The 25446-nt window shown below is 51.0% G+C and carries 27 protein-coding genes and 1 pseudogene; 8 read left to right on the top strand and 20 right to left on the bottom strand.

Annotation, left to right across the window (positions count from 1 at the left end; translation table 11 throughout):
• Window positions 1–61: 61 nt before the first annotated feature.
• The 11 genes from smc to JOE45_RS02285 form a co-directional block, all read right to left on the bottom strand.
• Window positions 62–3637, bottom strand: coding sequence for a chromosome segregation protein SMC (gene smc / locus JOE45_RS02335; RefSeq protein ID WP_210021718.1), 3576 nt, complete (start codon window positions 3635–3637; stop codon window positions 62–64).
• Window positions 3638–3758: 121 nt separating this feature from the next.
• Entirely contained in the window at window positions 3759–4463 is a 705-nt protein-coding gene (gene rnc / locus JOE45_RS02330) for a ribonuclease III (protein WP_210021719.1), read from the bottom strand.
• A 92-nt stretch (window positions 4464–4555) separates the two neighbouring features.
• A complete protein-coding gene (gene fabF, locus JOE45_RS02325) occupies window positions 4556–5794 on the bottom strand; it encodes a beta-ketoacyl-ACP synthase II (protein WP_210021720.1) in 1239 nt (412 codons plus the stop codon).
• A gap of 120 nt (window positions 5795–5914) precedes the next feature.
• Window positions 5915–6148, bottom strand: coding sequence for an acyl carrier protein (gene acpP / locus JOE45_RS02320; protein WP_210021721.1), 234 nt, complete (start codon window positions 6146–6148; stop codon window positions 5915–5917).
• A gap of 163 nt (window positions 6149–6311) precedes the next feature.
• Complete coding sequence (fabG, locus tag JOE45_RS02315) at window positions 6312–7052, bottom strand: 3-oxoacyl-[acyl-carrier-protein] reductase (RefSeq protein WP_210021722.1); 741 nt, start codon at window positions 7050–7052, stop codon at window positions 6312–6314.
• Window positions 7053–7075: 23 nt separating this feature from the next.
• Window positions 7076–8017, bottom strand: coding sequence for an ACP S-malonyltransferase (gene fabD, locus JOE45_RS02310; RefSeq protein ID WP_210021723.1), 942 nt, complete (start codon window positions 8015–8017; stop codon window positions 7076–7078).
• Window positions 8018–8062: 45 nt separating this feature from the next.
• Window positions 8063–9049 (bottom strand): beta-ketoacyl-ACP synthase III, encoded by a 987-nt coding sequence (locus JOE45_RS02305; RefSeq protein WP_280874320.1) that lies wholly within the window; start codon window positions 9047–9049, stop codon window positions 8063–8065.
• Window positions 9050–9053: 4 nt separating this feature from the next.
• A complete protein-coding gene (gene plsX, locus JOE45_RS02300; RefSeq protein ID WP_210021724.1) occupies window positions 9054–10052 on the bottom strand; it encodes a phosphate acyltransferase PlsX in 999 nt (332 codons plus the stop codon).
• Complete coding sequence (fapR, locus tag JOE45_RS02295) at window positions 10036–10623, bottom strand: transcription factor FapR (protein ID WP_348632579.1); 588 nt, start codon at window positions 10621–10623, stop codon at window positions 10036–10038. The genes plsX and fapR overlap by 17 nt, the downstream gene beginning before the upstream one ends.
• Before the next feature lie 242 nt (window positions 10624–10865).
• Entirely contained in the window at window positions 10866–11039 is a 174-nt protein-coding gene (gene rpmF, locus JOE45_RS02290) for a 50S ribosomal protein L32 (RefSeq protein WP_062407904.1), read from the bottom strand.
• 36 nt (window positions 11040–11075) lie between these two features.
• Window positions 11076–11603: a YceD family protein gene (locus JOE45_RS02285; RefSeq protein WP_210021725.1), complete on the bottom strand. Its 528-nt coding sequence runs from the start codon at window positions 11601–11603 to the stop codon at window positions 11076–11078.
• Between the two features lie 140 nt (window positions 11604–11743).
• Here JOE45_RS02285 and JOE45_RS02280 point away from each other — a divergent pair, with 140 nt between their 5' ends.
• Entirely contained in the window at window positions 11744–12979 is a 1236-nt protein-coding gene (locus JOE45_RS02280) for a nucleotidyltransferase (protein ID WP_210021726.1), read from the top strand.
• Window position 12980: 1 nt separating this feature from the next.
• Here the strand turns inward: JOE45_RS02280 and JOE45_RS02275 are convergent, their stop codons facing one another.
• A complete protein-coding gene (locus JOE45_RS02275) occupies window positions 12981–14084 on the bottom strand; it encodes a SepM family pheromone-processing serine protease (RefSeq protein WP_210021727.1) in 1104 nt (367 codons plus the stop codon).
• A 120-nt stretch (window positions 14085–14204) separates the two neighbouring features.
• On the opposite strand from JOE45_RS02275, the gene JOE45_RS02270 reads away from it, so the two are divergent.
• Window positions 14205–15470 (top strand): nucleoside recognition domain-containing protein, encoded by a 1266-nt coding sequence (locus tag JOE45_RS02270; RefSeq protein WP_210021728.1) that lies wholly within the window; start codon window positions 14205–14207, stop codon window positions 15468–15470.
• 30 nt (window positions 15471–15500) lie between these two features.
• Here JOE45_RS02270 and coaD read toward each other — a convergent pair whose 3' ends face one another.
• The 4 genes from coaD to JOE45_RS02250 all read right to left on the bottom strand — a co-directional run bounded on the left by coaD (window position 15501) and on the right by JOE45_RS02250 (window position 18067).
• Window positions 15501–16040, bottom strand: coding sequence for a pantetheine-phosphate adenylyltransferase (gene coaD, locus JOE45_RS02265; protein WP_210021729.1), 540 nt, complete (start codon window positions 16038–16040; stop codon window positions 15501–15503).
• Window positions 16041–16078: 38 nt separating this feature from the next.
• Entirely contained in the window at window positions 16079–16639 is a 561-nt protein-coding gene (gene rsmD, locus JOE45_RS02260; protein ID WP_210021730.1) for a 16S rRNA (guanine(966)-N(2))-methyltransferase RsmD, read from the bottom strand.
• Between the two features lie 444 nt (window positions 16640–17083).
• On the bottom strand, window positions 17084–17347 hold the full coding sequence (locus tag JOE45_RS02255) for a LexA family transcriptional regulator (protein WP_210021731.1): 264 nt from the start codon (window positions 17345–17347) through the stop codon (window positions 17084–17086).
• A gap of 357 nt (window positions 17348–17704) precedes the next feature.
• The gene (locus JOE45_RS02250; protein ID WP_210021732.1) at window positions 17705–18067 is read right to left on the bottom strand and encodes a YmaF family protein; all 363 of its coding nucleotides are present in this window, start codon (window positions 18065–18067) and stop codon (window positions 17705–17707) included.
• Window positions 18068–18811: 744 nt separating this feature from the next.
• Here JOE45_RS02250 and JOE45_RS02245 point away from each other — a divergent pair.
• Window positions 18812–19027 carry a hypothetical protein gene (locus JOE45_RS02245; RefSeq protein ID WP_210021733.1) on the top strand — a complete coding sequence of 72 codons (216 nt, stop codon included), beginning with the start codon at window positions 18812–18814 and terminating at the stop codon, window positions 19025–19027.
• 129 nt (window positions 19028–19156) lie between these two features.
• Here JOE45_RS02245 and JOE45_RS02240 read toward each other — a convergent pair whose 3' ends face one another.
• Entirely contained in the window at window positions 19157–19426 is a 270-nt protein-coding gene (locus tag JOE45_RS02240) for a DUF1292 domain-containing protein (RefSeq protein WP_210021734.1), read from the bottom strand.
• A gap of 154 nt (window positions 19427–19580) precedes the next feature.
• Between JOE45_RS02240 and JOE45_RS02235 the strand changes: the two genes are divergently transcribed.
• From JOE45_RS02235 to JOE45_RS02225, 3 genes are all read left to right on the top strand, one after another.
• Window positions 19581–19757 carry a hypothetical protein gene (locus JOE45_RS02235; protein ID WP_210021735.1) on the top strand — a complete coding sequence of 59 codons (177 nt, stop codon included), beginning with the start codon at window positions 19581–19583 and terminating at the stop codon, window positions 19755–19757.
• 263 nt (window positions 19758–20020) lie between these two features.
• The gene (locus JOE45_RS02230) at window positions 20021–20182 is read left to right on the top strand and encodes a hypothetical protein (protein ID WP_210021736.1); all 162 of its coding nucleotides are present in this window, start codon (window positions 20021–20023) and stop codon (window positions 20180–20182) included.
• Between the two features lie 93 nt (window positions 20183–20275).
• On the top strand, window positions 20276–20419 hold the full coding sequence (locus JOE45_RS02225) for a hypothetical protein (protein ID WP_210021737.1): 144 nt from the start codon (window positions 20276–20278) through the stop codon (window positions 20417–20419).
• A gap of 128 nt (window positions 20420–20547) precedes the next feature.
• Here the strand turns inward: JOE45_RS02225 and JOE45_RS02220 are convergent.
• Together JOE45_RS02220 and JOE45_RS02215 are read right to left on the bottom strand one after the other, a co-directional pair.
• A pseudogene (locus JOE45_RS02220) lies at window positions 20548–20798 on the bottom strand (VOC family protein).
• Window positions 20799–21124: 326 nt separating this feature from the next.
• Window positions 21125–22015, bottom strand: coding sequence for a hypothetical protein (locus JOE45_RS02215; protein WP_210023460.1), 891 nt, complete (start codon window positions 22013–22015; stop codon window positions 21125–21127).
• 317 nt (window positions 22016–22332) lie between these two features.
• Between JOE45_RS02215 and JOE45_RS02210 the strand changes: the two genes are divergently transcribed.
• Entirely contained in the window at window positions 22333–23619 is a 1287-nt protein-coding gene (locus tag JOE45_RS02210) for a DNA polymerase IV (protein WP_210021738.1), read from the top strand.
• On the top strand, window positions 23616–23960 hold the full coding sequence (locus JOE45_RS02205; protein WP_210021739.1) for a YolD-like family protein: 345 nt from the start codon (window positions 23616–23618) through the stop codon (window positions 23958–23960). Before JOE45_RS02210 ends, JOE45_RS02205 begins: the two co-directional genes overlap by 4 nt.
• A 138-nt stretch (window positions 23961–24098) precedes the next feature.
• On the opposite strand, the gene JOE45_RS02200 is transcribed toward JOE45_RS02205, so the two are convergent.
• On the bottom strand, window positions 24099–25436 hold the full coding sequence (locus tag JOE45_RS02200) for a right-handed parallel beta-helix repeat-containing protein (protein WP_210021740.1): 1338 nt from the start codon (window positions 25434–25436) through the stop codon (window positions 24099–24101).
• Between the last annotated feature and the right edge of the window lie 10 nt (window positions 25437–25446).

Raw genomic sequence — 25446 nt, 5'->3', positions numbered from 1 at the left:
GAGCACCTGCCTTTATGTTCAATATGGACTATAGGTCAGTCCGAATCTGCCAGCTCAAGCGTCAGCCAGCCTCCATGATTGCCTCATCTTCCTCTAAACGAACGGAAACGAGCTTGGAGACGCCGCCTTCCTCCATCGTGACGCCGTACAGCACGTCCGCTTCCTCCATCGTCCCTTTGCGATGTGTAACGACGATAAATTGCGTTTGCTGCGAAAACTCCCGCAAATACTCGGCAAAGCGCGCGACGTTGGCTTCATCCAGCGCCGCTTCCACTTCATCCAGCACGCAGAACGGCACCGGCTTGACGCGAATGATGGAGAACAGCAGTGCGATGGCGGTCAGCGCACGCTCACCGCCGGAAAGCAGCTGCAGATTTTGCAGCTTTTTGCCTGGAGGCTGCGCTACGATCTCGATGCCTGTGTCAAGCAGGTTATCAGGCTCGGACAAGATAAGATCCGCCCGGCCGCCACCGAACAGCTTCGCAAAGACAACGACGAAGTGCGAACGAATCGCATCGAAGGTCAATCGGAACCGTTTTCCCATCTCTTCATCCATCTCGCGAATTACCATATACAGTGCAGTTTTTGCTTCCACAAGATCGTTCTTCTGCTCAGACAGAAATTGATAGCGCTCATTGACGCGCTGATGCTCTTCGATCGCGCCGAGATTCACCTCGCCTAGAATGGCGATTTCGCGTTTCAGCTCGCGAACTTTGTTCTGCGTGCCGAGTACATCCTCCGGAACCGGATAACGTACCTTGGCCAACTCGTAGCTTAACTCGTAGTCCTCCGACAGCTTTTTGAGCAGATTCTCCAGCTCCACGTCCAAACGGTTCACGCGTACTTCCGTCTGGTGCAGCTGCTCCTCCACTTGACGAAGCTTCGTCCGCTGCTCCTTGGTTTTGCTTTCTTCCGCTTCCAGCTTGGCGATCCACCCCGCGCGCTCTGCACGCTTCATATCCAGCTGCTCGGCGCACAACTGCTTCCTCAGCTTCAAATCGTTCAACTGCTCGATTTGAAGCACGCTTTCCTGGTCGTGGTTCGCCATGTCCGACTCCAGCTGATGCCGCAGCTTCCGATTGGCCTCAAGCTCCGCTTTCAGCGCTTCGCGCTCCATCCGCAAACGGCGATCCTGCTCCTGCAGCGACTGCTTTTCCTGCGATTGGGAAGCCACGGTTACCTTGAGATCGGTCAACTGCGTCTGCAGCTCTTCCTTCGCAGATTCACTCGCCTTCCGATGGATTTCCGCCTCGCGAATGGCTTTCTGCATCGCCGCCTCCTCGCCCTGCAGTCGCTCCAGCGTCTCCAGCGCGACAACCCGGCGCTTCTCTAGCTCAGTTCGCTCTTCTGTTAGCGACTGTCCGTCTTCGCCATACAGCGCAAGCTGCTCAGTCACCTGCTTCGCCTCATTCTTCAGCGGTTCCAGCATAGCCCGAACCTGCTGTTCTTCAATCCGGCGGCTCTCGCCAAGCGCGCGAAGCTCATCCAGCTCTTTGGACGCTTCTCCAATCTCGCGACGCATCTGTTCCGCTTTCTCGCGCAGGTTCCGAAGCTGCGACTCGGACTGAGCAATCTCCTTGTCCATGTCCTCGATCTGACGCTGTCGGCTAAGCAAACTTGTCGTTTTCTTTTGCTGGCTTCCTCCGGACATCGACCCCCCGGGATTAACGACGTCGCCTTCCAGCGTCACAACGCGATAGCGGTACTGCACTCTTGCCGCGATCCGGTTGGCCACCTCCAGCGACTGCGCGATAATGACATTGCCCAACAAGCTGCCGGCAATCTGACGATAAGGCTCGTCGAACTGCACCAAATCGACCGCAATTCCGACAAACCCTTCCATTCCTTGCACCTGACGTTGTTCGCTTTCCGAAATTGATCGTCCCCGGATCACATCAAGAGGTAGGAACGTAGCACGGCCAAGCTGACGGCGCTTGAGGAAAGCTATCGCTTCCCGCCCGTTCACCTCGTTATCCACAACGATATGCTGAAGTGCGCCCCCTAGCGCCGTCTCCACCGCTAGCTCTATATGCGCAGGTACCATCACTAGCTCGGCGACAGCACCATGAATGCCGCGCAAATCGCTGCGGTTCTTCGCCTTCAGCACCTCTTTAACGCCGTGCATAAACCCGTCGTAATCGTTAGCCATCTCACGCATCGTATCGCGCCGGGACACCATAGCATCCAGCTTTTGCTCCCATTTACGCACGGTCGCCTGGGCCTCTTCCGACAAGGCCTGCTTTGCCTTAAGTCCTTGACTCAGTTCCAAATACCGGTTACGCACCTCGGCTATCCCATCGACAGCCTCCTGCAGCCGTTGTTCCAGCTTCGCCTTGCGCTCCGTAATGCTCTTTTGCTGCTCAGCCCACTTCCGGTGCTCGTCACCCAGCCGGTCCATCCGGCGGGTTAGCGTCTCAAGCTGCTGTTCAGCATAGCGCGCTTCGTTGCGTGCATTTGCGGCATCGTTCAGCACCTCTAGCAGCTCGCTCTTGAGCCGGTCTTCTTCAGCACTGCTGAGCCCCCCGGTAACCCCAAGCAAACGGTCTTCCTCCGCCTTCAGTTTTGCCTCTGTTTCGGAAAGGCGCCCTGCAATCACCTCGAGCTTGTCCCGCAGCCCGGCGATTTCCGCTTCTTTATCCAGAAGCCGCTGTTCTTGCTGCCGAACAGTGAGCTCGAGCTGATTCCTGTTGGCCGCGTAATTCTTTTTACGCTCCTTCAATACTTCTCCATGACCTTCGCACTTCTCGAAATCTTCGCTGAGCTGCAGCAGATGCTCCTGAAGCTGCTCGATGCTTTCCTCCAGCTGTCTCGTTTCCAAGCGATCGGTCTCGAGCTGGGCATCGTGCACACTTACATAACCCGAGAGCTCCAGCTGAGCTTGACGCAGCTCTTCGAGCTGGGCATTCGTTTCGGTCCATGTTGCATAAATCTGCTCGATTTGGTACACATACATCGCGATTTCACTGGATTTCAACTGCTCCTTTAGCTCCTTGAATCGAACAGCCTTCTCCGATTGGATGCGCAGAGGGTCCAATTGGTCCTCCAGCTCTGTTACGAGGTCATGGATCCGCAACAAATTTTGCTCGGTTTCCTGCAGTTTTTTTTCTGTTTCTTTCTTACGCGATTTATATTTCACAATCCCCGAAGCTTCCTCAAATATACCCCGGCGATCCTCCGACTTCGTACTCAATATTTCCTCGATCCGTCCTTGTCCGATGATCGAATAAGCTTCCTTCCCGATCCCTGTATCCATGAACAGCTCTGTAATATCCTTCAGCCGGCAAGGCTGCTTATTTATGAGGTACTCGCTCTCACCGCTTCGATGGACTCTCCGGGTCACCGTCACTTCATTATATTCTAGAGGCAGCGATTGGCTGGCATTGTCCAGCGTTAGCGATACTTCCCCGTAATTGACCGCTTTGCGGGCGTCGCTGCCGGCAAAAATGATGTCTTCCATTTTGCCTCCGCGGAGCGACCTTGCACTCTGCTCCCCCAGCACCCAACGAATGCCGTCGGAGATATTACTCTTCCCGCTGCCGTTAGGGCCTACCACTGCGGTTATGCCCTGTACGAACTCCAACTCGGTCCGGTCCGCAAACGATTTAAAGCCCGAAAGCTCGATACGTCTCAAAAACAAATTGGCTCACCTCTTACGGCTATTGTATCATATTCCCCTGCCTTAGTAGATACCGCGGTCTAAACGAACAAAAAAAGAGCGACGACCCGTTGATCGGCCGCCACTTACGCTCGCATTTCCTTTATGGCTTCTGAACCTTTACCTTTAGCGTGGTTAGTGCCTCCGCCGCCGCTTGCTGTTCCGCTTCCTTTTTGGAACGCCCCGTTCCTTGACCGAGCAGCTGATCGTGAAGGTAAACCTCCGCGACAAATTCCCGCTCGTGAGCTGGTCCCCGCTCGTCTACGATTTTATATTCCAGCGGACCCATGTTATGCTGCTGCGTATGCTCCTGCAAATACGTTTTGAAATCGGCCGTCAGCAATTTTCCTTGCTGAGGCAGATGAGGAAACATATGCTTTTGCAAAAACGCCCTTACCGTTTCCAAGCCCTGATCCAGATACAATGAGCCGATAAATGACTCGAACACATCTGCAAGCAATGCCGGACGGGTTCTTCCGCCGGTCAGCTCTTCTCCTTTGCCGAGCAGCACATAAGATCCGAAATCGAGCTGTTCGGCAAAGCCGACAAGCGATGGCTCGCAAACGATTGAAGCTCTCAATTTGGTGAGTTCCCCTTCCGGACGATCGGGATACTTCTCAAACAAGTACTCCGACACCGTCAGTTCCAGAACAGCATCCCCCAAAAACTCCAAACGTTCATTATCCTTGTATTGACCTACGCGGTGTTCGTTCACGTAAGAGGAATGCGTAAATGCCTGCCGAAGAAGATCGGGATTCTTAAAAGGCAAGTGCAGTTCCGATTGAAGCTGCTTCAGGTTGCGATGCATGTCTTATCACCTTCGTGTGAGCGGATGATTTCGTGGAACGAACAACAAGTTCCACGAAACAATAGTTTAGTATGGACAACCGCGTGAGTCCATTATGCTTCGAATTTCTTTAATATAAGAGTGGCGTTATGTCCACCAAAGCCGAACGAGTTGGACATGACCACATGAAGATCTGCTTGACGCGGAACATTCGGCACATAATCCAAATCACATTCCGGATCTTGATCCTCCAGATTGATCGTTGGCGGGATGGTTCCATGCTTCAATGCAAGCGCACAGATGAGTGCTTCCACCCCGCCCGCAGCGCCGAGAAGATGACCTGTCATCGACTTGGTCGAGCTCACCGCCAGCTTATAGGCGTGATCGCCGAACGCTTTCTTTACGGCCGTAGTCTCGGATTTGTCACCTACCGGTGTCGAGGTGCCATGCGCGTTAATGTAATCGATGGCCTCAAACGGGATGCCTGCGTCTTGGATCGCTTTGACCATACAGCGGGCTGCGCCGTCTGGATCGGGATCCGTCATGTGGTGGGCATCCCCACTCATTCCGTAGCCAATCACCTCGCCGTAAATCCGAGCGCCGCGCTGTGTTGCATGCTCTAGCGATTCGAGGATGAGGATACCTGCGCCTTCCCCCATCACGAAGCCGTCGCGTCCGGTATCAAACGGGCGGCTCGCCTTCTCCGGCTCGTCATTACGTGTTGACATCGCGCGCAATGCACAAAAGCCGGCTACGCCGGTCGGGCTGATCGTTGCTTCCGCACCGCCGCAAATCATCACATCCGCGTCGCCATACTGGATCTTCTTGAAGGCGTCGCCAATGGAATGCGTACCCGTAGCACAGGCGGTCACCGCCGTGCTGTTCGGACCCTTGGCTCCTGTCATCATGGAAATTTGGCCCGAAGCCATATTCGCGATCATCATTGGAATAAAGAAAGGACTCACCCGTTTCGGCCCTTTTTCAAGCAGTATTTTATGCTGCTCTTCCCAAGTGGACAGACCGCCAATACCGGAACCCACATAAACACCTACGCGCTCCGGGTCAGTTTGTTCCTTAATATTCAGTCCCGAGTCTTTCAATGCCATCAAAGAGGCCGCCACGGCAAACTGTACGAAGCGGTCCATCCGGCGGGCTTCCTTCTTATCGAAGTATTCCTCAGGATTAAAGTCTTTAATTTCGGCAGCAATGCGCGTAGGATATTCTCTTACGTCGAAGGATTCAATCGGGCTCACTCCGGACTTGCCGGCGAGCAGGCTTGCCCAAAAGGTTTCAAGATCGCGCCCGAGCGAGGACATCACGCCGAGACCCGTAATAACGACTCTTTGTTTCACTTTAACCCACCTCTATTAAAAATAACTTTCGTTATTTATTTCTTCTTGAATAACTTGAAAGATAAAACCGTTTGGAATGGAGATAAGTCCCGTCACTAAAAGAAACGGGACTTACAACGCTTAGGTATGAGATTTTATGTACTCAACTACTTGACCTACAGTAGTAATTTTCTCTGCATCTTCATCAGAGATTTCCATATCAAACTCATCTTCCAATTCCATAACCAATTCTACAACATCGAGAGAATCGGCACCTAAATCATCTTTAAAAGATGCTTCAAGCGACACTTCCGCCTCATCAACACCGAGACGGTCCACTACGATGCGTTTTACACGATCCATTACATCGGACATCCGGTTCACCTCCTCTTTGGTATTATACTTAACTTATGGACAAATTGCCATAGTCACCTTTGTGACGCAGAAAAAAACAATTGAACACCATATCCTTGGCCCTCAGTAGCCTATGCATATCGATCCCAAAAGGCGCACTGTCTAGTTGTTGCCCCGGGAAGGATTACATATACATGCCTCCATCGACATGGATCGTTTGACCGGTCATGTACGAGGAGTCTTCGGAAGCCAAGAAACGTACCGCCTTGGCGATATCCTCCGGCTGTCCCAGACGGGCAAGCGGGATTTGCTTCAGCAGCTGCTCTCTCATCTCGCCTGACAGTTTGTCGGTCATATCCGTTTCAATAAATCCGGGAGCCACACAGTTCACCGTAATTCCACGGGAAGCAAGCTCCTTAGCCGCCGATTTCGTCATACCGATAACCCCGGCCTTAGCTGCCACATAGTTGGTTTGTCCGGCATTGCCAAGCGCGCCGACAACGGACGAAATATTGATGATGCGCCCGAAACGCTGCTTCATCATGGGGCGGCTTGCCGCCTTGAGGCAGTTAAATACGCCCTTCAGATTCGTTTCGATGACTTGATCGAATTCTTCCTCTTTCATGCGCATGATCAGGTTATCGCGCGTAATGCCCGCGTTGTTGATCAAAATGTCGATCCGGCCAAACGTCTCCAAAACATGCTTAAACATATCCTCGACCTCTTGAACCGAGCCGACGTTCGCTTTTACCTTGATTGCTTTACGTCCCATCGATTCGATTTGCTGCACCGTTTCTGCTGCAGCCGCTTCGCTTCCTGCATAGTTGACAGCCACGTCCGCGCCGGCATCCGCCAGCGACAGAGCGATTGCCCGGCCGATGCCGCGTGAAGCTCCTGTAACCAATGCCACTTTACCTGTAAGCATAAGCTCAACCCCTCCCATACAGGTTATACGTTTGTTTCCAGTTGAAACTTTTCAATCGATTCCAGGCTGTTCACCGAATACACTTTTACGTTGCGGTCGATTTTCTTGATCAGCCCGGCCAACACCGTGCCGCTTCCGATTTCCACGAACGTATCCACACCCTGCTCGATCAGCCAAGTCACACTATCTTCCCAAAGCACTGACGAATGAACCTGATCGACCAGAAGCTGCCGGATCTCACCCGGTTCCTGCACAGGCTTTGCCGTCACGTTTGCTACGACAGGAATGCTCGCCCGATTCATCTCCACACCGGTGAGAACGCTGGACAGGCGCTCGGAAGCAGGCTTCATCAAAGAGGAGTGGAACGGCCCGCTCACTTCAAGCGGAATGACGCGCTTCGCTCCAGCTTCCTTACCGCGTTCAACAATGGCCTGCACGCCTTCTTTACTGCCGGAGACGACGATCTGTCCAGGGCAGTTCAGATTTGCCAGCTCTGCCACCGCACCCCCGCGGCTTACCTCGGCGCACAGCGCTTGCAAAGCCTCGCGCTCCGCTCCGAGCACCGCAGCCATGGCTCCTTGCCCGGCAGGCACGGCAGCGTCCATAAACTCGCCGCGCGACCGCACGGTGCGAACCGCGTCCTCGAAATGGAGCACACCGGCCGCTACAAGCGCGCTGTACTCTCCCAAGCTGTGCCCCGCTGCATAGTCCGGCTGCAGGCCGTGACGGGAACGGAACAGCTCCAGGTAAGCAATGCTTGTCGCCAGCAGCGCAGGCTGCGTATTATACGTCAATTTCAGTTCGTTCTCGGGTCCTTCGAAAATGATGTTCGTCAAACGGAGGCCCAATGCCTTGTCGGCCGCTTCAAAGATCGATCGCGACGCCGCTTCGGCTTCATAGATATCCTTGCCCATGCCTACGGCCTGGGCACCTTGACCTGGGAACACGAATGCAATTTTCCCCATGTCAGAACAACTCCTTTCATTCCCGCTCCGTCCGCGGGCAGTTCATCACCACACCAATGCGGAAGCTCCCCAAGTCAGCCCGCCGCCGAAGCCGACCAGCACCAACTTGTTGCCTTCCTTGACCCTGCCCGATTCCACCGCTTCCGCGAGGGCGATCGGGATCGAAGCCGCAGAAACGTTCCCGTATTTGTCCAGGTTGATCATGCATTTGTCTTCACTGAGGTTCAGCCGGTTCAGCGCTGATTGAATAATACGGATATTCGCTTGATGCGGTACAAGCAGATCCACCTCGGACTTATCCATTCCCGCTTTGCGGAGCGCTTCCTCCGCCGCACTGCCCATGACCCGCACGGCAAATTTAAATACTTCCGCCCCGGCCATAAAAATAAAGTGCTGCTTGCCTTCCAGGCTTTGAGGAGTTGCGGGATAACGGGATCCGCCGCCAGGCACTTTAAGGAGCTGCCCCCCTGTGCCATCGGCACCAAGCTCGAACGATTTAAAACCGCGGCCTTCCGGTACGACTCCAAGGACAACGGCCCCCGCTCCGTCACCGAACAAAATGCATGTATTTCGGTCGGTATAATCGGTGATTCTCGACAGGCATTCCGCGCCGACCACAAGCGCATATTTATATGTCCCGGTCGCTATGAAATTCGCCGCATTGGCCAGACCATAAATAAATCCTGTGCACGCAGCAGACAAGTCGAATGCGGCAGCCTTCTTCGCACCCAGCTTTTCCTGCAGGATGCAGGCCGTCGATGGGAAGGCCATATCCGGCGTGACCGTCGCCACAACGATCAGATCGATCTGTTCCGCCGTAATCCCTGCACTCTTTAGCGCTTGCAGAGAAGCCTCATAAGCCAAATCGGACGATGCTTGCTCAGGAGCAGCCACCCGACGTTCACGTATCCCTGTGCGGGTAACGATCCACTCGTCGTTCGTATCTACCATTTGTTCCAGCTCTTGATTGGTCAGTACCCGTTCGGGCACATACTTTCCTGTTCCAATAATGCCTACAGGCAATAAGCTCATTTGTTTACAACTCGCTTCCATTACTGATTTCCGCAGATATGCTTCGGACCAAATCGTTCTTTAAGGCGATCCGTGCCTGCCGAACTGCATTTTTGAAAGCCACCGCATTGGAGGAACCGTGACTTTTCAGCACCAGGCCGTTAATGCCAAGCAGCGGGGCTGCCCCGTGTTCCGTGTAATCCAGCTTTTTGCGGAATTGGCCCAACCCTTTCTTCACAATCGCGGCGGCAATCTTAGTATACCAAGTGCGGGTGAACTCTTCCTTCAGCGCTGAGAAAATAACCGATGCCGTGCCTTCCATCGACTTCAGCATGATGTTCCCCGCAAAGCCGTCACAGACGACGACGTCGCAAGGCTTCCGCAGTATATCCCTGGATTCCACGTTGCCCACAAACCGGATCGGCGCCTGTTCAAGCAGCGGATAAGCCGCTTTGGCTACTTCATTGCCCTTCATCGCCTCAGTCCCGACGTTCAGCAGGCCAACGCGCGGCTCGCTAAGCCCATGCACTTTACTCCGGTACAAGCTGCCCATGATGGCGTACTGCACCAATTGTTCTGCAGTCGCATCCATGTTGGCTCCAAGATCAAGGGCCAGTATGCCTTCTCCATCCGTAGTCGGCAGCATCGGGGCCAGCGCCGGGCGCTCAATGCCTTCAATCCGGCCGACCACGAGCAGCCCCGTCGTCATGAGCGCACCTGTATTGCCCGCCGAGATCATCGCATCGGCTTCCTGCTCCTTCACCATGCGGCCGGCAACGACCATGGAGGCGTCTTTTTTGCGCCGAACGGCCTTGACAGGCTCGTCATCGGCTTCGATCGTTTCGGAGGCATGCCGAAGTTCCAGATTGGCCGGCTTGTTTCCTTGAAGCAGAGGCTCCAGCCGGGCGGTATCCCCTACCACAATGACGGTGATATCCGACCATTCCTTAGCTGCGGCAGCGGCTCCCTCCATCGCCGCTTGCGGCGCATGGTCTCCGCCCATCGCATCAATCGCGATCCGCATGAACTTCTCCTCCTTCAGAGCGGTCTTTATTCGAATGATAAATAATGAAATTCCCTTGGAAAACCATTTCGTCTCCGACGTAGGTGAATACTTCTACTTTCGCTTTCCCTTTGGAAATGGAGCGGACATACGCTTTCGCGATGCATTTCTCCGCTAATCGGACCTGTCGTACGAAACGGATATCCGCCGCCGCTGTGAGTGCCACCTGATCGTTAATTAGTGCTACGGCTAGAGAATTCGCTTGTGAGAAAATATGATGCCCCCGCGCGATTTTCGTTCGGGAAAACACATGCTCCTCTTTGATTTCAAACATCGAAATCCCGCTCTTGTCAAGCTGCAGATCGATCACATCCCCAATGACTTCATGCAGGGGAAGAGAACGCACCTGATCGTACGACTGCTCCGCCATCAGCTTCATTCGCTCGCGCAGCTCGGGAATGCCGAGCTCGAGCCGATCCAGCCGGATCGTTTGGATACTGACTTGGAACAATCTCGTCAATTCTTCATCCGTAATAAAAGGGTTCTCTTCAATCGCTTTGGCCAACTGCTGCTGGCGCTGTCGTTTCGGAATGCGTTCGATGACGAGCACCACCTTTTTAACATATGTACGAATAGCTTCATATTCTTTAGTCCTTTTATAGCAGTGCATTTGCCAAAAGCATTGGCTTATGCTGCCAACCATCTGACCACTTCATCTTATGACCTAGTCATAAAGAAAAGTATAAAGGATTCCCGCACAAAATGGAAGTTAGCCGAATAAAAAAATAGCGCCTCACCCAAAAGGGAAGCACTATCTTTTAAACCCGTATGCGATTACTGGTTTACGATCTCTCTTTTCTTGTAATGACCGCAAACTTTGCATACACGGTGAGCCATTTTCAACTCTCCGCAATTATCGCATTTAATCATGCCTGGAACTTCTAATTTAAAGTGAGTACGACGCTTGTCACGGCGCGTTTTGGATGTTCTCCTTTGAGGTACTGCCATATTCCCACCTCCTTCAACGAATTCAATGCTGCTTGCCTACGATTGATCTTTAAAGAAATCCGCCAGTCCGGCCAGACGCGGGTCCACCTTGTCCTGCTTGCAGCCGCAAGCCTGCTCGTTCTTGTTGGTTCCGCAAACGGGACACAGACCTTGACAATCTTCACTGCACAGCGGAATGAACGGCATGGCGAGCATCACGCTCTCGACCAGATAAGGCTCGAGCTCTATTCGATCCTCTGAGACATAAAGCACGTCTTCCACGTTCTCTTCTTCGTCATCGGATGCTTCCAGCGCCTTCTCTTCGCCTTTGACAAACGTTTCGTGAAACGGAATTGTCAAATGCTCAGCCACTGGAGCAAGACATCGGGAACAAGCTTGTTCCACATCGATTTCCAGCTCTCCCGAGACTTCTGCACCGCCGGCTTTATTCTGCGCATCCAGTCGAACGTGCAGGGGGCCGCAGCCCAGTAAGCTTCCTGACTTCGGAAGAACCTCGGTCAAATCCTCAGTGCCTTCCAGCCGCATCGTGCCTTTTGCAGCCAAGTCCTTTAAATGTATGAACATGAGTATCACCCCAAACAAACAAAGATTATTATATCGACAACCGTTACATTTTGTCAACATTTTCAGTTCGTGCTATAGTGAATAATCATGTGTCTATGTTGTGAAAATGCACTGTACGGCAAGAACGGAGGACTATGCCTATGCGAACGGTCGGTTTGATTGTCGAATATAACCCGCTGCATAACGGTCATTACTATCATTACCAACAATCCAAAAAGGTATCGGGAGCGGACAGTGCAATTTGTGTCATGAGCGGTCATTTTCTTCAGCGGGGCGAGCCCGCCATCGTTGATAAATGGGCTCGCGCTGAAATGGCGCTGCGAATGGGCGCGGATCTCGTGCTGGAACTGCCAGTCGCTTTCTCCGCTCAGCCCGCCGAATGGTTCGCTTACGGTGCGGTATCCGCCTTAGACGCTACGGGCGTCGTGGACAGCCTGTGCTTTGGCTGCGAGAGTGGCAGGATCGATTGGCTTAAAGCAGCTGCTGACAAGCTGCACGAGGAGCCTGAAGAGCTTACCCGGCTGCTGCAGCTCGAGCTGAAAACAGGCATCCCGTATCCGGCGGCTTACAGCAGAGCGGTAGCTCATCTCTTGCCCGAGGCCAATGAGGAAGAACTGGCGAAGCCGAACAATACGCTCGGTCTCCACTACCTGATCGCATTACGTCGTCTGCAAAGCAGCATCGAACCTCTGACCATCACGAGAACGAAAGCAGACTACCACCAACCCGATATCACGGATAAACAGATTGCAAGCGCTACAGCTATCCGCCGAATCCTGATGACGGACCGTTCTCTGGAGGGCATCCGTCCCTTCGTACCCGCCGCGACGCTGGACATTATGACCCGCGAATGGAAAGCCGGTCGCGGTCCGATCGATTGGGAGCGCTTAGCCAGGCCGCTGCTGCTGCAACTGATGCATCACAGTCCGCAGCAGCTCACATCCTTTCACGAGGTGAACGAAGGGCTCGAGCACCGTATCCGGAAAGCGCTGGCTGATATTCGTCCAGAAGATTCTCAAGGAGCTCTGGTGGAAGCACTGATCGGCAGGCTCAAAACGAAACGTTACACGCGCACCAAGCTGCAGCGGACCCTGCTGCGTATCCTGCTGAATCATACGAAACAGGACTTGTCCTCCGATACTCTTCGACAGGGCGTGCCGTATTTACGCGTGCTCGGCTTCAGTCCAAGAGGGCAGGAGCTGCTCAAGCGGATGAAAAAAACGGCGAAGGTCCCCATCGTCACCAAAGTGACGACAGTAACCTCCCCGCTCCTGGAGCTGGACCTCCGCGCGACATCCGTATACTCCTTGGGATACGCGCTGCCGACGCCCGACGATTGGTTCCGCGATTATTACGAAGCGCCCATTCGTACATAACCTAACTGCTCGGCTTGACCGGCAGCCCGGCCAAGTATTGCAAAGCCTCATCCAACGTCCCTACCGGGACGATGGTCATATCCGTCCCGATTTCTTCGGCGCGCTGCTTCGCATCCGAATAGTTCGGGATCGTTCGTCCGTCCGGAGTGCGGTAATCTTTGGGGCTGAAGAAAATATCGGCTCCCACCCGGTCGGCCGCCACGATCTTGTGCTTGATCCCCCCGATGACTCTAACATTCCCATCCCGGTCAATCTCTCCTGTACCTGCAATTTTATATCCTTTCGATATATCCTCAGGTACGAAACGGTTGAAAATCTCCAGTGAAAACATCAGTCCAGCGGAGGGCCCCCCGATGTTCCCCGCCTTAATCGCCACTTGTTTGTCTTCGGATTCCGCCTGAATGCTGTGTACTTCTACAGGAACGATACCAAGCCCGGCTCTTTGCGGCTCGGCAGCTGGTGCCGGAGCAGAAGTCTCCTCGCTCGGCAAAACAGCCAAAGCGACGTTGTCCGTCCGGGTCACATTCCCCCGCTTATAGCTTATGGCAACCGTATCCCCTACTTTTTTATTCGCTAACGACGACCGCAGCTCATCCGCTGTTGCAATCGGCTTATCATCAATTTTGACGATATTATCCCCGGCCCGCAGTACCTCTTGAGCCGGAAAATCAGGATAGATATGTTCAATGACGACTCCGTCATGGTTGATTCGGTATGGAATGTTCAGCTTGTTATAGACAGCCTGAATCGCATCCGCCTGCGATGTCATCATGACGACCGCTTGCCGCTGGGTGTACTCCGTTTCTGTCTCTCCCCTGCGCAGCAGGTCCTCCTTCAAACGCAGCTCCTGATAAGGGCGTATGAACGACATCAGGTACCCGTATACCGTTGCATCGCTTACCGCAACTGTCGTCAGCATAAACTGCCCTTTATCTTCAGCTGCGGACTGCTCCACTTGAACCATAGGCTCAATAACATCCGCCGTACCCGGTTTGAAAATATATAATGGCAGTGGCATGAAGTAAATCAGATACAACAAAGCTATGGCAGTGAAAACCGAAAAAACGATGCGTGACGCCCGTTTCATATGCCGAGCATCTCCCATAGAGCGTTCCCCCACCCGTTCGTATAATATGTATATCTCTGTATGGTACGCCGGCCTGGTCTAATCCATGCGGACAAAGCGTAAACATGTACCAATCTGATTGAAGCTGGAGTGATTCGGATGAAAGCGAAAGCATTGCAGGCCCTTCTCTCCCCACGCTTGACTACGTTATTCTTAGGCGCTGCGGCGCTTGCTTTAGTGATCAGCATTATTTTGTTTCCCGCACAAGCGTTTCAAGCCTCCCTTCAAGGCTTGAACCTCTGGTGGAAGCTTGTCTTTCCGGCGCTGCTGCCGTTCCTGATCGTCACAGAGCTCCTGCGCGGCATGGGAGTCCTGCACGGCCTCGGCGCACTGATGGAACCATTGCTGCGCATCCTTCTTCGGCTCCCCGGCATCGGAGGCTGGGTGCTCTCCCTTGGCTTCACAGCGGGTATGCCTGCCGGAGCCGCAGCAGTAGGTACACTTCGCACGGACGGGCTTCTGACACGGGAAGAAGGCGAACGGCTGCTGGCCGTCTCCCATATATCTAGCCCGGTATTTATGGTCAGCGTTGTCGGCGTAGGTTTCCTTGGCAGTCCTGCGGCTGGACTTTCGCTCGCCATAATCCATTATACCGCGGCTTTACTGATGGCTGTCCTTCACCGTTTCGATGCCGGAAGGCACGCTTCCGTAAAAAAATACGCTAGGAAAGGCTGGCTCTCACACAGCTTTCAAGCGTTTTATGAAGCGAAGGCTCGCGACGGACGGACTTTCGGTAAGCTTCTGGGTGATGCCGTCTTTTTCGGCGTGCAGCAGCTTTTCATCATAGGCGGGTGCATGATGATGTTCTCCGTGATGATCCATGCCCTATCCCTTTCCGGCCTGCAGGAGGCGCTTGCTTCCGCCGTTTCCTTGCTCGGAACCCGTTCTAACGACGCTTTATCATTAGTCTCCGCGCTAATCACCGGTTTCTTCGAACCGCATTTAGGCGCTTACGCGATGGCACAGGCTGCCAGCGCATCGCACAGCTCCTTCTTCTATGCGCTTCTCAGCTTGATGCTGGCTTGGGGCGGTTTATCCACCCACGCACAAGTCAAAAGCTTGACCGCCTCAACGGACCTTCGGTACTCGCGTTTTGTACTGTCGCGTATCCACCATGGAGGTATTGCCTTCGTGCTGACGCTGCTCTCGTGGAAGCCGCTGATCGGTTGGACGAGTCAGGAACAGCCCGTACTCGCCAACTACCGTGCCGCCAGCTCTAGTTGGAGTGACGGAAACAGCAGCCTCTGGCCGTTCATCAGTCCGATGATGCTCCAGTTCGGAACCATCATCCTAATCCTTCTGGTGCTTTCGGTGTTTTCGGCCTTTCTGTTTTACCGTGGACGCCAAAGGCATGGTCCTCTATAGATGATGTTCGGCAGAAGTCACGGGAACGTTTTACTCATTCACCCTGAAGCCGCCATCACCGGTTCCATATTTGCCGTGCAGCGCCTTTTGCACCTCGGCAGGCACCAGATCGACTACCGGCCCGTGGAACCGGGCGACCTCTTTGACAATGCTGGAGCTCAAGTACGAGTATTTGGGCGTAGACGTCATAAAGAACGTCTCCATATCGTTTTGCAGCTTCCGGTTAGTGGAAGCGAGCTGCATCTCATATTCGAAATCCGAAACCGCGCGCAGTCCTCTGACGATGAGATTCGCGTTTTTTTTCTTCATATAATTAATGAGCAAATCACGAAAGCCGTCGATTTCTACATTCGGCAGGTCTGCAGTTACCTTACGAAGAAGCTCCATACGTTCCTCCAGCGTAAACAGCGGGTTTTTGCTCGTATTGTTCAGCACCGCTACGATCAGCTTGTCAAACACCTTGGCGGCCCGGTGAATTATATCCAGATGTCCGTTCGTTACGGGATCAAAGCTTCCTGGATATACTGCTACCCGTAGTCCTTGATCGATTATCAGCTCTTTTGCGTCCATTCGTACAGCCAGCCCCCTCTAACGTTGCCTATATGTTTCTATACCCCTGCACGGCTTTGGTAAATCGTTATTGCCGTATCGCCGTATTCCGCCCGGCGCACCTGCTCCAAAGACCCGTAGCTTTCTTCATGCCGGTCTTCTGCGTCATGCTCGACGACGACACGCGCCCCCTCTGCAAGCAAACCGTCCTGCTGCAGCTGCTCCAACAGCTCCCCTATGATCTTAAGCTTGTATGGCGGATCCATAAAAACCAAATCAAACTGCGCTTCCCGCTTGGAAAGCGCTTTGATGGCGCGTAGGGCGTCATTGCGGTACACCTCAGCCCGATCTGACAAGCCGGTAGCCTGCAGATTGTGACGTATCGTGTCAATCGCTTTCTTGTCCATATCCGTGAGTACGGCCTGATCCATCCCCCGGCTAAGCGCTTCAATACTAAGACCGCCCGTACCAGCGAATAAATCCAGCACCTGTCCACCGTCAAAATAAGGCCCGATCATGCTGAATACTGCTTCCTTCACCTTATCCGTTGTGGGCCTTGTCCCCGTACCCGGCACCGCTTTGAGCGGCCGGCCTTTGGCACTGCCCGATATGACTCTCATTCTTACAGCCTTCCTTTACCTGTGTAGTAATGCTATCGTACCATAAACGAAATCTTTTGCACAAAAAATCCAAAATTTTTTTCCTCTCATGTATATCTTTGTTCGTAAAAGGTCATCCTTATATCATCGACATCCGAAAATGTCGTAGACAACCGCGGAGAAGACTTACGTTCCCCATAAGCTCTTCGTCCGGTTTCTCCTCTCCCATGAAAGGGCCTCGTCGCGAGACGGGGCCCTGAATTATTGTAACGACTTCTCTAAACCCTTTATTTTAAAGGGTTTTTCTGTACAAAAAAGTTTTTTATTCTCTATAGTAACACATTTAAAAAATAGTGTTGGGGACGAAATGGGGACCGAATTCTATGTATAGGAAACATTATCTCTCTAGCTTGACCGCAAAAACTCAAACGATTCAATTGCCAAAACTCCTTAATTTAGCTCTTATTAATCCATAAATCGATCAGGATTAAATCTTGTGGGGGGCAAACTGGATCTTCTTTCCCAAGCTTCTATGATAACGATGTTCTCAGGATCATCTTCCTTCCACAATATATAGCCTTCCTTTTCTAAGGTAGACAGAACTAATAATACCCCGCGTTGACTTCGGCCAGTCTTAATTCGAAGTTCTTTAAGGGTTGGCATTCTCCGGCGGACACTAGAATAGTTACCAAGGATTCGCAAAACTTTTCGCTCTATATCTTCAAGCAAGATTAACCCCTCCAATCTTACTCATTTCAATATAAGAACATTAGTTCTCTTTTTCAAGTGTATAATTACCTCTTACATTATTCACCGGAGCGAAATTTGAACGTTACAACAATTCATATATGTTGTACGTTAACTTATTTAGGATTTTCATGTCCATTTCGATTCCATTTATAGGTATTCTGAACTACGGTGAAGGGATAGAATCCAGAGGAATTAATAACAAACTGTGCTCAAGGAACAAGAAGAGTAGAAGTCACCGCTATTACTGATTAATTTTCACTAAAATATGAAGGGTGGATGGGTTCTACACCCTTCACTGGTGGGGCATAATGCCCCACCTTATTTATTCGTGTCCATCTATACAAGCGGTTTTTGAATTAAAGTTGCAAAATTAAATTGATGTCTATGTCCATCATTTAACGTAGTCATTCCTGTTACGAAATGTACATGCTTGCCATTACCAACAGGAATGGCAGGTCCTGTCCTTATTTTTTTGAGATTATGAAAATGGTTAATAAAATCCGTATTCGTGAGGTCTATTTCATGGACATGACTGTTACCTTTAGGAATCACTTGACCGGTAACACCTGCAAATCGATGATTATGTCTATCTGCACCTTGTTCTGCTAATTTAGTACTGCCTTCAAATTCATGTACATGCGTCTGCCGCTTTCTTGTTATCTTTCTTCTTGATACTTGTTTTTTCAATGACAAATTCATCTCCTTAAAGTCGGTTAACTTCAAGGATATTTTATTAAAAGTTGGATCGTGATGTGTTGGGCAACTGAACCATTATTTAAAGTCCTCTTCCTGAACCTCAAACCTCCTGAATCATTTCCTTTATAACCCATGTCCAGCGCTTGAATCTGTCGCTGTATTGCCAGCTTCATGTCGGCCAGCTCTACTTATTGCCCAGATTCCTGTTAAATACTTATATACCTTTGGCCACGGGAAGATAGAGTCGCATAGAACTAATGCTTATATTCCATGAAGGGACCTCGTCGCGAGATGGGGCCCTTCATTATTACTGTAGCCAAAACCTGCCAAATAGAAAAAGAACCCCTTTCGGAGTTCTTTTGACGATGAATTAAATGGTACTACTGCTTTGAACCCCACGAAAGTTTGGTTCTTACCTATCCCACACTTTTGCAGTACGGATACTACATTAACGTGCTGAAGGCACATCCCCTCACTATCTAATTAGATTCAATAACAACTTCCCTTGGTATTTCTCGTTAGATGCTCCAACGGAACCACACCTCTCTTTTCACCGTCAAAAGATATGGTTTGCTTTTTGTTCATTTTTTATGCAAAAACAAAACCATAAATAAAATCTATTAAAATCATAAAAATATTTCATGAATAAAATAACCCATATGTCTGTCCATTCAATGTTTAAATGGTACAATATAACTAGTTCTAAAGTTCTATTTTATCGACAAATTCAAACAAGGTGGTCATAGTTTGAAATCCAACATGTATGAACAATTACGAAAAACACAAAAAGTAGAAGACGACCGCTTATACTTTCTGATGCAAGAACTTAAAGCGATCCTAAAAGAAAAGAAAAGCAGGACCAGGATAGAAAGAATACTCCATTGGATATCAAACAATAAACCTCAAACCAAACCCGCCGTTTGGAAGGACGATGAAGCAGCTATACTCTACGATAAATCTTAGATCGATCCATTGCATAAGTATCCCCACGTCCCATCGGTATCCGCCAGCTTCATGGAGTCTGTTTTAACATAACAAAAGAAGGAGTGCTCTCGATATTTCATGAGAGGCACTCCTTCTTTTTTGGAATGGTTATTGCTCCATAGCCGCTTCAAATGCGTTGGACACCTTCTCGAATTCCTCATCGCTTTCAATGACAGAAAGCTCATCGTTATCGTCAACGCGTAAGAAAAAGATATCGACATCGTCTTCCCTGTTTTCTTCTTCCAAATCGTCCAAGTAAGCCACAGCTATGTAATGTTGAGCCTCGATATCCAGCGCACCTAGGACTTCAACCTCTTGCTCGACTTCTTCTTCGTCTACAAGGGTAAACACTTCCCCAACTTCTATTGCCATCTCCATATTCCTCCTTTGGTTGTGGGTACTATCTTATACTATTTTGCCGCCATTGTGCAAAAACAATTTGTGTTTACGTCCTTTTTTTTATTTGTCCAAGCAATACAATTGGAGGAATCATTTAATATATTAACTCTACTAAGGAAAGGGGATGAAGCATATGCTTACGAAACTGAAACAACCCGGATTAATTTTGGGTGTTCTTGGCGCAGTCAAGCTCGCTTTGGATAGCATGGGAATGAATATTCCCGATGAAACGATAAACGAAATTGCAAACGGAATCAGCGCTGTGCTCGTTGTCATATCTATTTTTATGGATCATGGTAAGGAAAAATAATCAGCAGGAGCCTTCACATAGAGCGCCCTCAAATAGAGAGGTGTTCTTTTTTTACCAAAGGTACATATAAGGTTCCAGACAGCTATCCCTTCCAGGTTGGATTTTCCTGCTCCATCATAGAAAAAGGCTGCGACTGAACGCACACCGGCAATGACCATTATTATTTGTCTCGGGGAGTACTTGCCGCTACAGAACCACATAAAAAGGATTTGCTCTGAACACAATACAAAGAAATAAACATCCCTGAAAGGAAGACGATTCCAATGGAAAAAGATTACCTCAATGAAACATCCAATACCATTGCTGGCATTAATACACCACCCGATCGGCAGGATTGCGCCGCAACCGATATGCTGAATGATTTCGTTGAAAAAACGATGGACAATATACAGCACACATTCGAAGGAGATTCGGTTGAAAAATAAAGATTTGTAATATTCAAGGATCTTGTACAAGCGCGGACACCGATTCATCCTTTCGGCGTAAACTGATTACAAATACCGAAAGGACGGATCGCGATGAACAAGATGTTTGAACATGCTCTGAAGGTGCTTACGGAAGATAAAGACATGACTCAAATGTTCAAGGATATGGAGGTGCTGCAGAAAGAATTAGAAGTGCTGTTCAAAAACATGGACCACTTAAAAAAACAACATAAATGAAAGGGCCCGCCGCAAGGAGCCCTTATGATTCCTCGACTAGTTGACCGTAACCCGGATACGAACCGTCTTCTTGATCAATGTCGCTTTGATCGACATATCGGTTCGGCTGGTTTCGGTTTCTCAGTTCGTTATTTTTCATAAAGCTCTAGCGGAAGGGCAGCCGGGTCGAAAAAGAAGGTGAACCGCTTTCCCGTCGTTTCGTCGATACGGATCGGCTCAACAGAAACGCCCTGAGATTGCAGCTGTTGAACTAGGAGTTTCGTTCAGCCCGATACGTTTCGCGGATTACGGGCAAACCGAGCACCTCCTTATAAAAAGTTTTGGATTTCGCGTAGTCGGAACAAATGATGGAGGCGTGATGTAATTTGTTGATATTCAGCATGATGGACGGGCAACCTCCTGCTTATTTCTTCGGAACCTAAGCGACCGCTCGAATCGGCGAGCCGAAGCCGCCTTTAATCTTAAGTTGAAAACCGATAAAAAAAGACTCTCCGGCAATACGATCCAATGCCTTCAAGTTTTCAAAAATGGCAATGCCATATAGCTGGAGGAATCAAGGGCCAACGCCCGTCCCATGTGTTGATCCAAGGGTGTTTCCGCCATATATTGATGTGCAGGCTCCTTCCTTCAGGAAGTGCCCTGCGGCGTTTACATGCTTTGAATGGCATTCACCGGATTTCGAACACAATCTATGTTTCACCCTCCTCACAGGTTATAACCCATCCATACATACAATATCATCAGACCAAATAACAGCACGCAGAAGTTCACGAGCACAAACAAACAACGCCAAAGCGGCGAACGGTGAAATTCGAACGGCGTTCTGAAGACGCCTTCACCTACAATCAAGAACATCAGCAGCAGCGTATGCACGATGGTATGCCCGACAATTTCCTTGAAGCCGAATACGGTTGTAGTCGTAATAAACACAAATGTGACGATGATCGAAATAAATCGGTTCAGTATGCCAACGATGAAGGTCCAGGCCAGTCCCAGTTCGATGAATGCGCTGATCAGCACAAAATCCTCTATGCTGAAGCCGAACGTAGGAATACCGAATTTATGAATTATGTCATATGCCATTTCGGGCATCGTCATTTTTTCCAGGCCCACCCAAGCAAGGGACAATCCCGTAAACAAATACAGCACCGGAGTGGCCGTCGGCCTCCACTTCGTCCCTGCTACGAACAGGTAATACACAATGCCGATGTAGAACATATAATCCAGGGCGTGGAACAGTCCGTACTCAAACAGTGCATATCCATACAATACCGCCAGAGCGGCACCGCTAAGGATAAGCCACCTTCGGTGCAGGAGCCCTGCTAAGGCAATGGCGACCACGGCTTTGATCCACAAGGCGTCCGCTTCAAGCTCCGGAGCCAGGTAAGTCGAGGTGACGAGCTGCATAAGCAGCCCGGCGCCCAGCCCGATCCGCAAAATGACCGTGACGTATGGCTTCCATGTGTCCAGCACCTCATGTATTCGCCGAATGAACCCGACCCGCTGCAGAGGTTCATTGAACAGGGCCGACAGCAGCAGCCCGACCAACGTCACCCCGAGCCAGAACATAAACGACGTCGTCAGCACCTCCGACAACGGCAGCGGCATCGTTTGGTCCTCTCCGGTAAACCATTTGACGTGTGTATACGCGATATTCCCTTTCAGCACATCCAGCATCGCTTTATCTCCCCTAATCCATTCTCTTCCACCGGTATTATAACTCCTCGTTAGAGCCGCAGAAATAGAAATCCGAGCGCTCCCCAACCTATTTTATCGCTTATGTCTGATACCTTATTACCCCAAAATCAGATTCCAGAAAATTTTACCTGAAGAATTCTCTTGAAATACGAATATTTGTTCGCTATTCTAAGTACAATAAGAACATGCGTTCTATAAGCGAGGGTGAACATCATATGCTGACTTCCGTTTCAACTTCAAACAAGAGCAAGCGCACCATCATGCTGGCGGACTGTCAATCGTTTTATGCCAGCGTAGAAAAGGCAGATCACCCGGAATACAAGAATAAACCTGTTGCTGTGGCCGGAGATCCCGCACGCAGGTCTGGAATCATTCTGGCCGCTTGTCCTATTGCCAAAAGCTATGGAGTGACCACAGCCGAACGGCTGGGCGAAGCTCTGAGCAAGTGCCCGGATCTGGTCGTCGTACGTCCCCGCATGCAGCATTATATCGATGTTTCGCTCATGATCACAAAAATATATGAAGAATATACGGACCTTGTTGAGGTCTTTAGTATCGATGAGCAATTTTTGGATGTTTCTTCCAGTCTGTCCATTTTTGGAGACCCTGTAACGATTGCACGATCGATTCAACAGAAAATCCTAAGTCAAACCGGGGTATGGGTAAGAATCGGAATAAGCTCAAATAAAATGCTGGCCAAAATTGCAACCGATATCTGGGCAAAAAAGAATGAGAGCGGCATCTTTACCCTGCCGGCTTCAGAAGTCGAAGCCTTGCTGTGGCCGCAACCCGTAAATAAGATGTTCGGAGTCGGCTCCCGTATGACAGGTCATTTTACTCGACTTGGCATGAAAACCATCGGCGATATCGCAAGAACGCCGCTGCCGCGCCTTAAAGATAAATTCCGTGCCTACTTTGGCAAACAATCCGATATTCATGCCGAAGTGATGTGGCGAACGGCCAACGGCTTAGATGAGAGCCATGTCACCCCCAGAACCTTTGATGCACCGCCCAAATCCGTTGGTCACATGATGACTTTACCCAAAGACTACACGAAACAAACAGAGGTAGACACCATACTGCTTGAGCTCACGGAGGAAGTCTGCCGCGACTGCCGGCGCAAAGGATATATGGGCTCTGTAGTTACAGTCAACTGCATGTGCAGCCCTTACGAAGCGCCGATCGGATTCTCGCGCCAAATGAAGATGCCTGACCCTACGAACCATACGAACACGGTATTCAAAGCAGTAAAGAAGCTTTTTTATCAGTTTTGGGACCAGATACCGGTACGGCGCCTCGGAGTAACCTTAAGCCAGCTGACGAACGATCAGGATTATCAGCTTACCTTATTCGAGGATCAAGAAAAAACCAGGTCTTTGGAGAAAGTGACTGACTTTATAAAAGACCGATATGGCAGCGCAGCAATCGTGCGGGCTTCCTCGCTAACTGCAGCCGGCCAAGCCACGGAGAGATCCATGAAAATCGGAGGACACTATAAATGAAGGATAACAAGTTGACCCCAGGCAAAAACATCCTCTGGGAATCCTCCCGCATGATGCTGCCCGAGCATAAGGAGCGGCTGCTCCGGCACCGCCGCGAGCTCGGCGTACAAGAGAAGCCAACACTCGACGAACAGGGGCTTGAGGAGCTTGGGCAGACGCTCGGCATCGCGCTCCATGAAGCCGCAGCGCTGCGAATAACGCTGTATGATAACGGCGAACGCACGTCGATCGACTGCGTGATCCTGCACGTAGACCTGCACCTGCAGCGGATGAAGGTGCGCTGCAGCGAAGGCAGCACGTGGGTAAGGCTTCCCGATTTGATCGGCGCCGAGCTTCTGTAAGGCAGACCGCCTGTTATCGCAGCAGGAAAAATCCTCTCGTTTCTGATCCTTGTGTTTCAATAAACCAAGTACTCAAAAATGAGGGGATGCACATGTGCGACTTATAGAAAAGCTTCCGATCAATTGAAGCCTATACCGCTAGAATCCGCCTTTGCCCGTGTCCGTCCCTTTATCCACAAGGGCTTCTCCATTCCCTGCACCGGCGTTACCGTACACCGTGTTGTTTTCGCAGCGGGCGGTACTGAGCCGGATCGCCGCCGAGGAGCAGTTAAACAGCGTATTGCCCGACACCAGATTGCTGCGGCACCGGGATCCGCCGCCCTCACCCTTCGTGTCCAGCAGGATACCGGTTTGCACACGACGGACGTCGTTGCCTGTTACGGCGTTTCCGTCGCTGTTCAACAGCACGATGCCTCCCGGAGCACCGTCGAGCTTATTGCCGGATATGAGGTTACCCGCCGGACGCTCGAGCTCTGTCGTTCCTTCTCCTTCGAGCGTAATACCCCTAACCGATGCCCGGGAGATGATATTGTGCAGGACCAGGTTGTCCGTGCTGTAGTGCCGCAGCAAGATGCCATGGGTACAGCTGCTTTCGTTCTTTACCAGCCCGGCGCTGGAGACCGTGTTTCCTTCAATCCGGTTATGTGAGCAGGGCTTGAGCCTCGAGGAAACGATCACAAAAGCGTCCTTGCACTTCTCCGCCGTGTTGCCGGATACAGTCGAGTAGGAGCATCCCGCAGACAAGTAGATGCAGGTTTTGGGCAGCTGTACAAAACGGTTTCCCGTAATCCGAAGCTCTCCCCCGGACTCGGCCACGATGCCGTAACCTTCATTGTCATTTTCAGCTGCAAGCAGAGAAGCAAACAGACAGCCGCTCACCGTGATATGACGGCAATCTGTCATTCGGATACCGTTGGTAATTTTGACGAACGCGCAATCCCGAATCCGAACATGCTTACAATCCTTAAGCTGCATCCCCCGCTCCGGTTCCGCATATACTTCCTGATATAAATTTCCAGTTCCCTCAAACCCGAGACCTTCCACTTCGATGTGCTCCACCCCGTTGGCAACCAGCAGAGTCAGATGACGCTGAACCGCCTTCAACACCGAAGCTTGAGCGGAATCGCCAAGCAGCTTGACCTTGGAATAAAGCACAAGATTCGTCTTGAGATAATAGATGCCTGCAGGAAAATAAACGGTTCCCCCATTCCTCACGGCCGCATTCAAGGCAGCTTGGATGAAAGGCGCATCGTCTAGGTCGTATCGTCCGCTGCCCGCTCCGTAATCCTTCACATTGTGCCAAGCCGGCGACTCCGCGCGCTGGACGCCGCCCGGCAGTGGTGCAGCAGCCGACGCCGTGCCCCAGCCCGTACCGGCTGCCAGCATGATACCCGCGGTGGCTGAACCGACCGTGGCTAACAGTTGACGGCGCGTTAACCCTTTGTTGTCTTGCTCTGGCTTTTCCGAATGTGACATCCTTTCTCCT

This window comes from Paenibacillus sp. PvR098, from assembly GCF_017833255.1.
GTDB lineage: Bacteria > Bacillota > Bacilli > Paenibacillales > NBRC-103111 > Paenibacillus_G.
The sequence above is the reverse complement of the archived record's forward strand: the minus strand, read 5'-3'. Positions and strand labels throughout refer to the sequence as shown.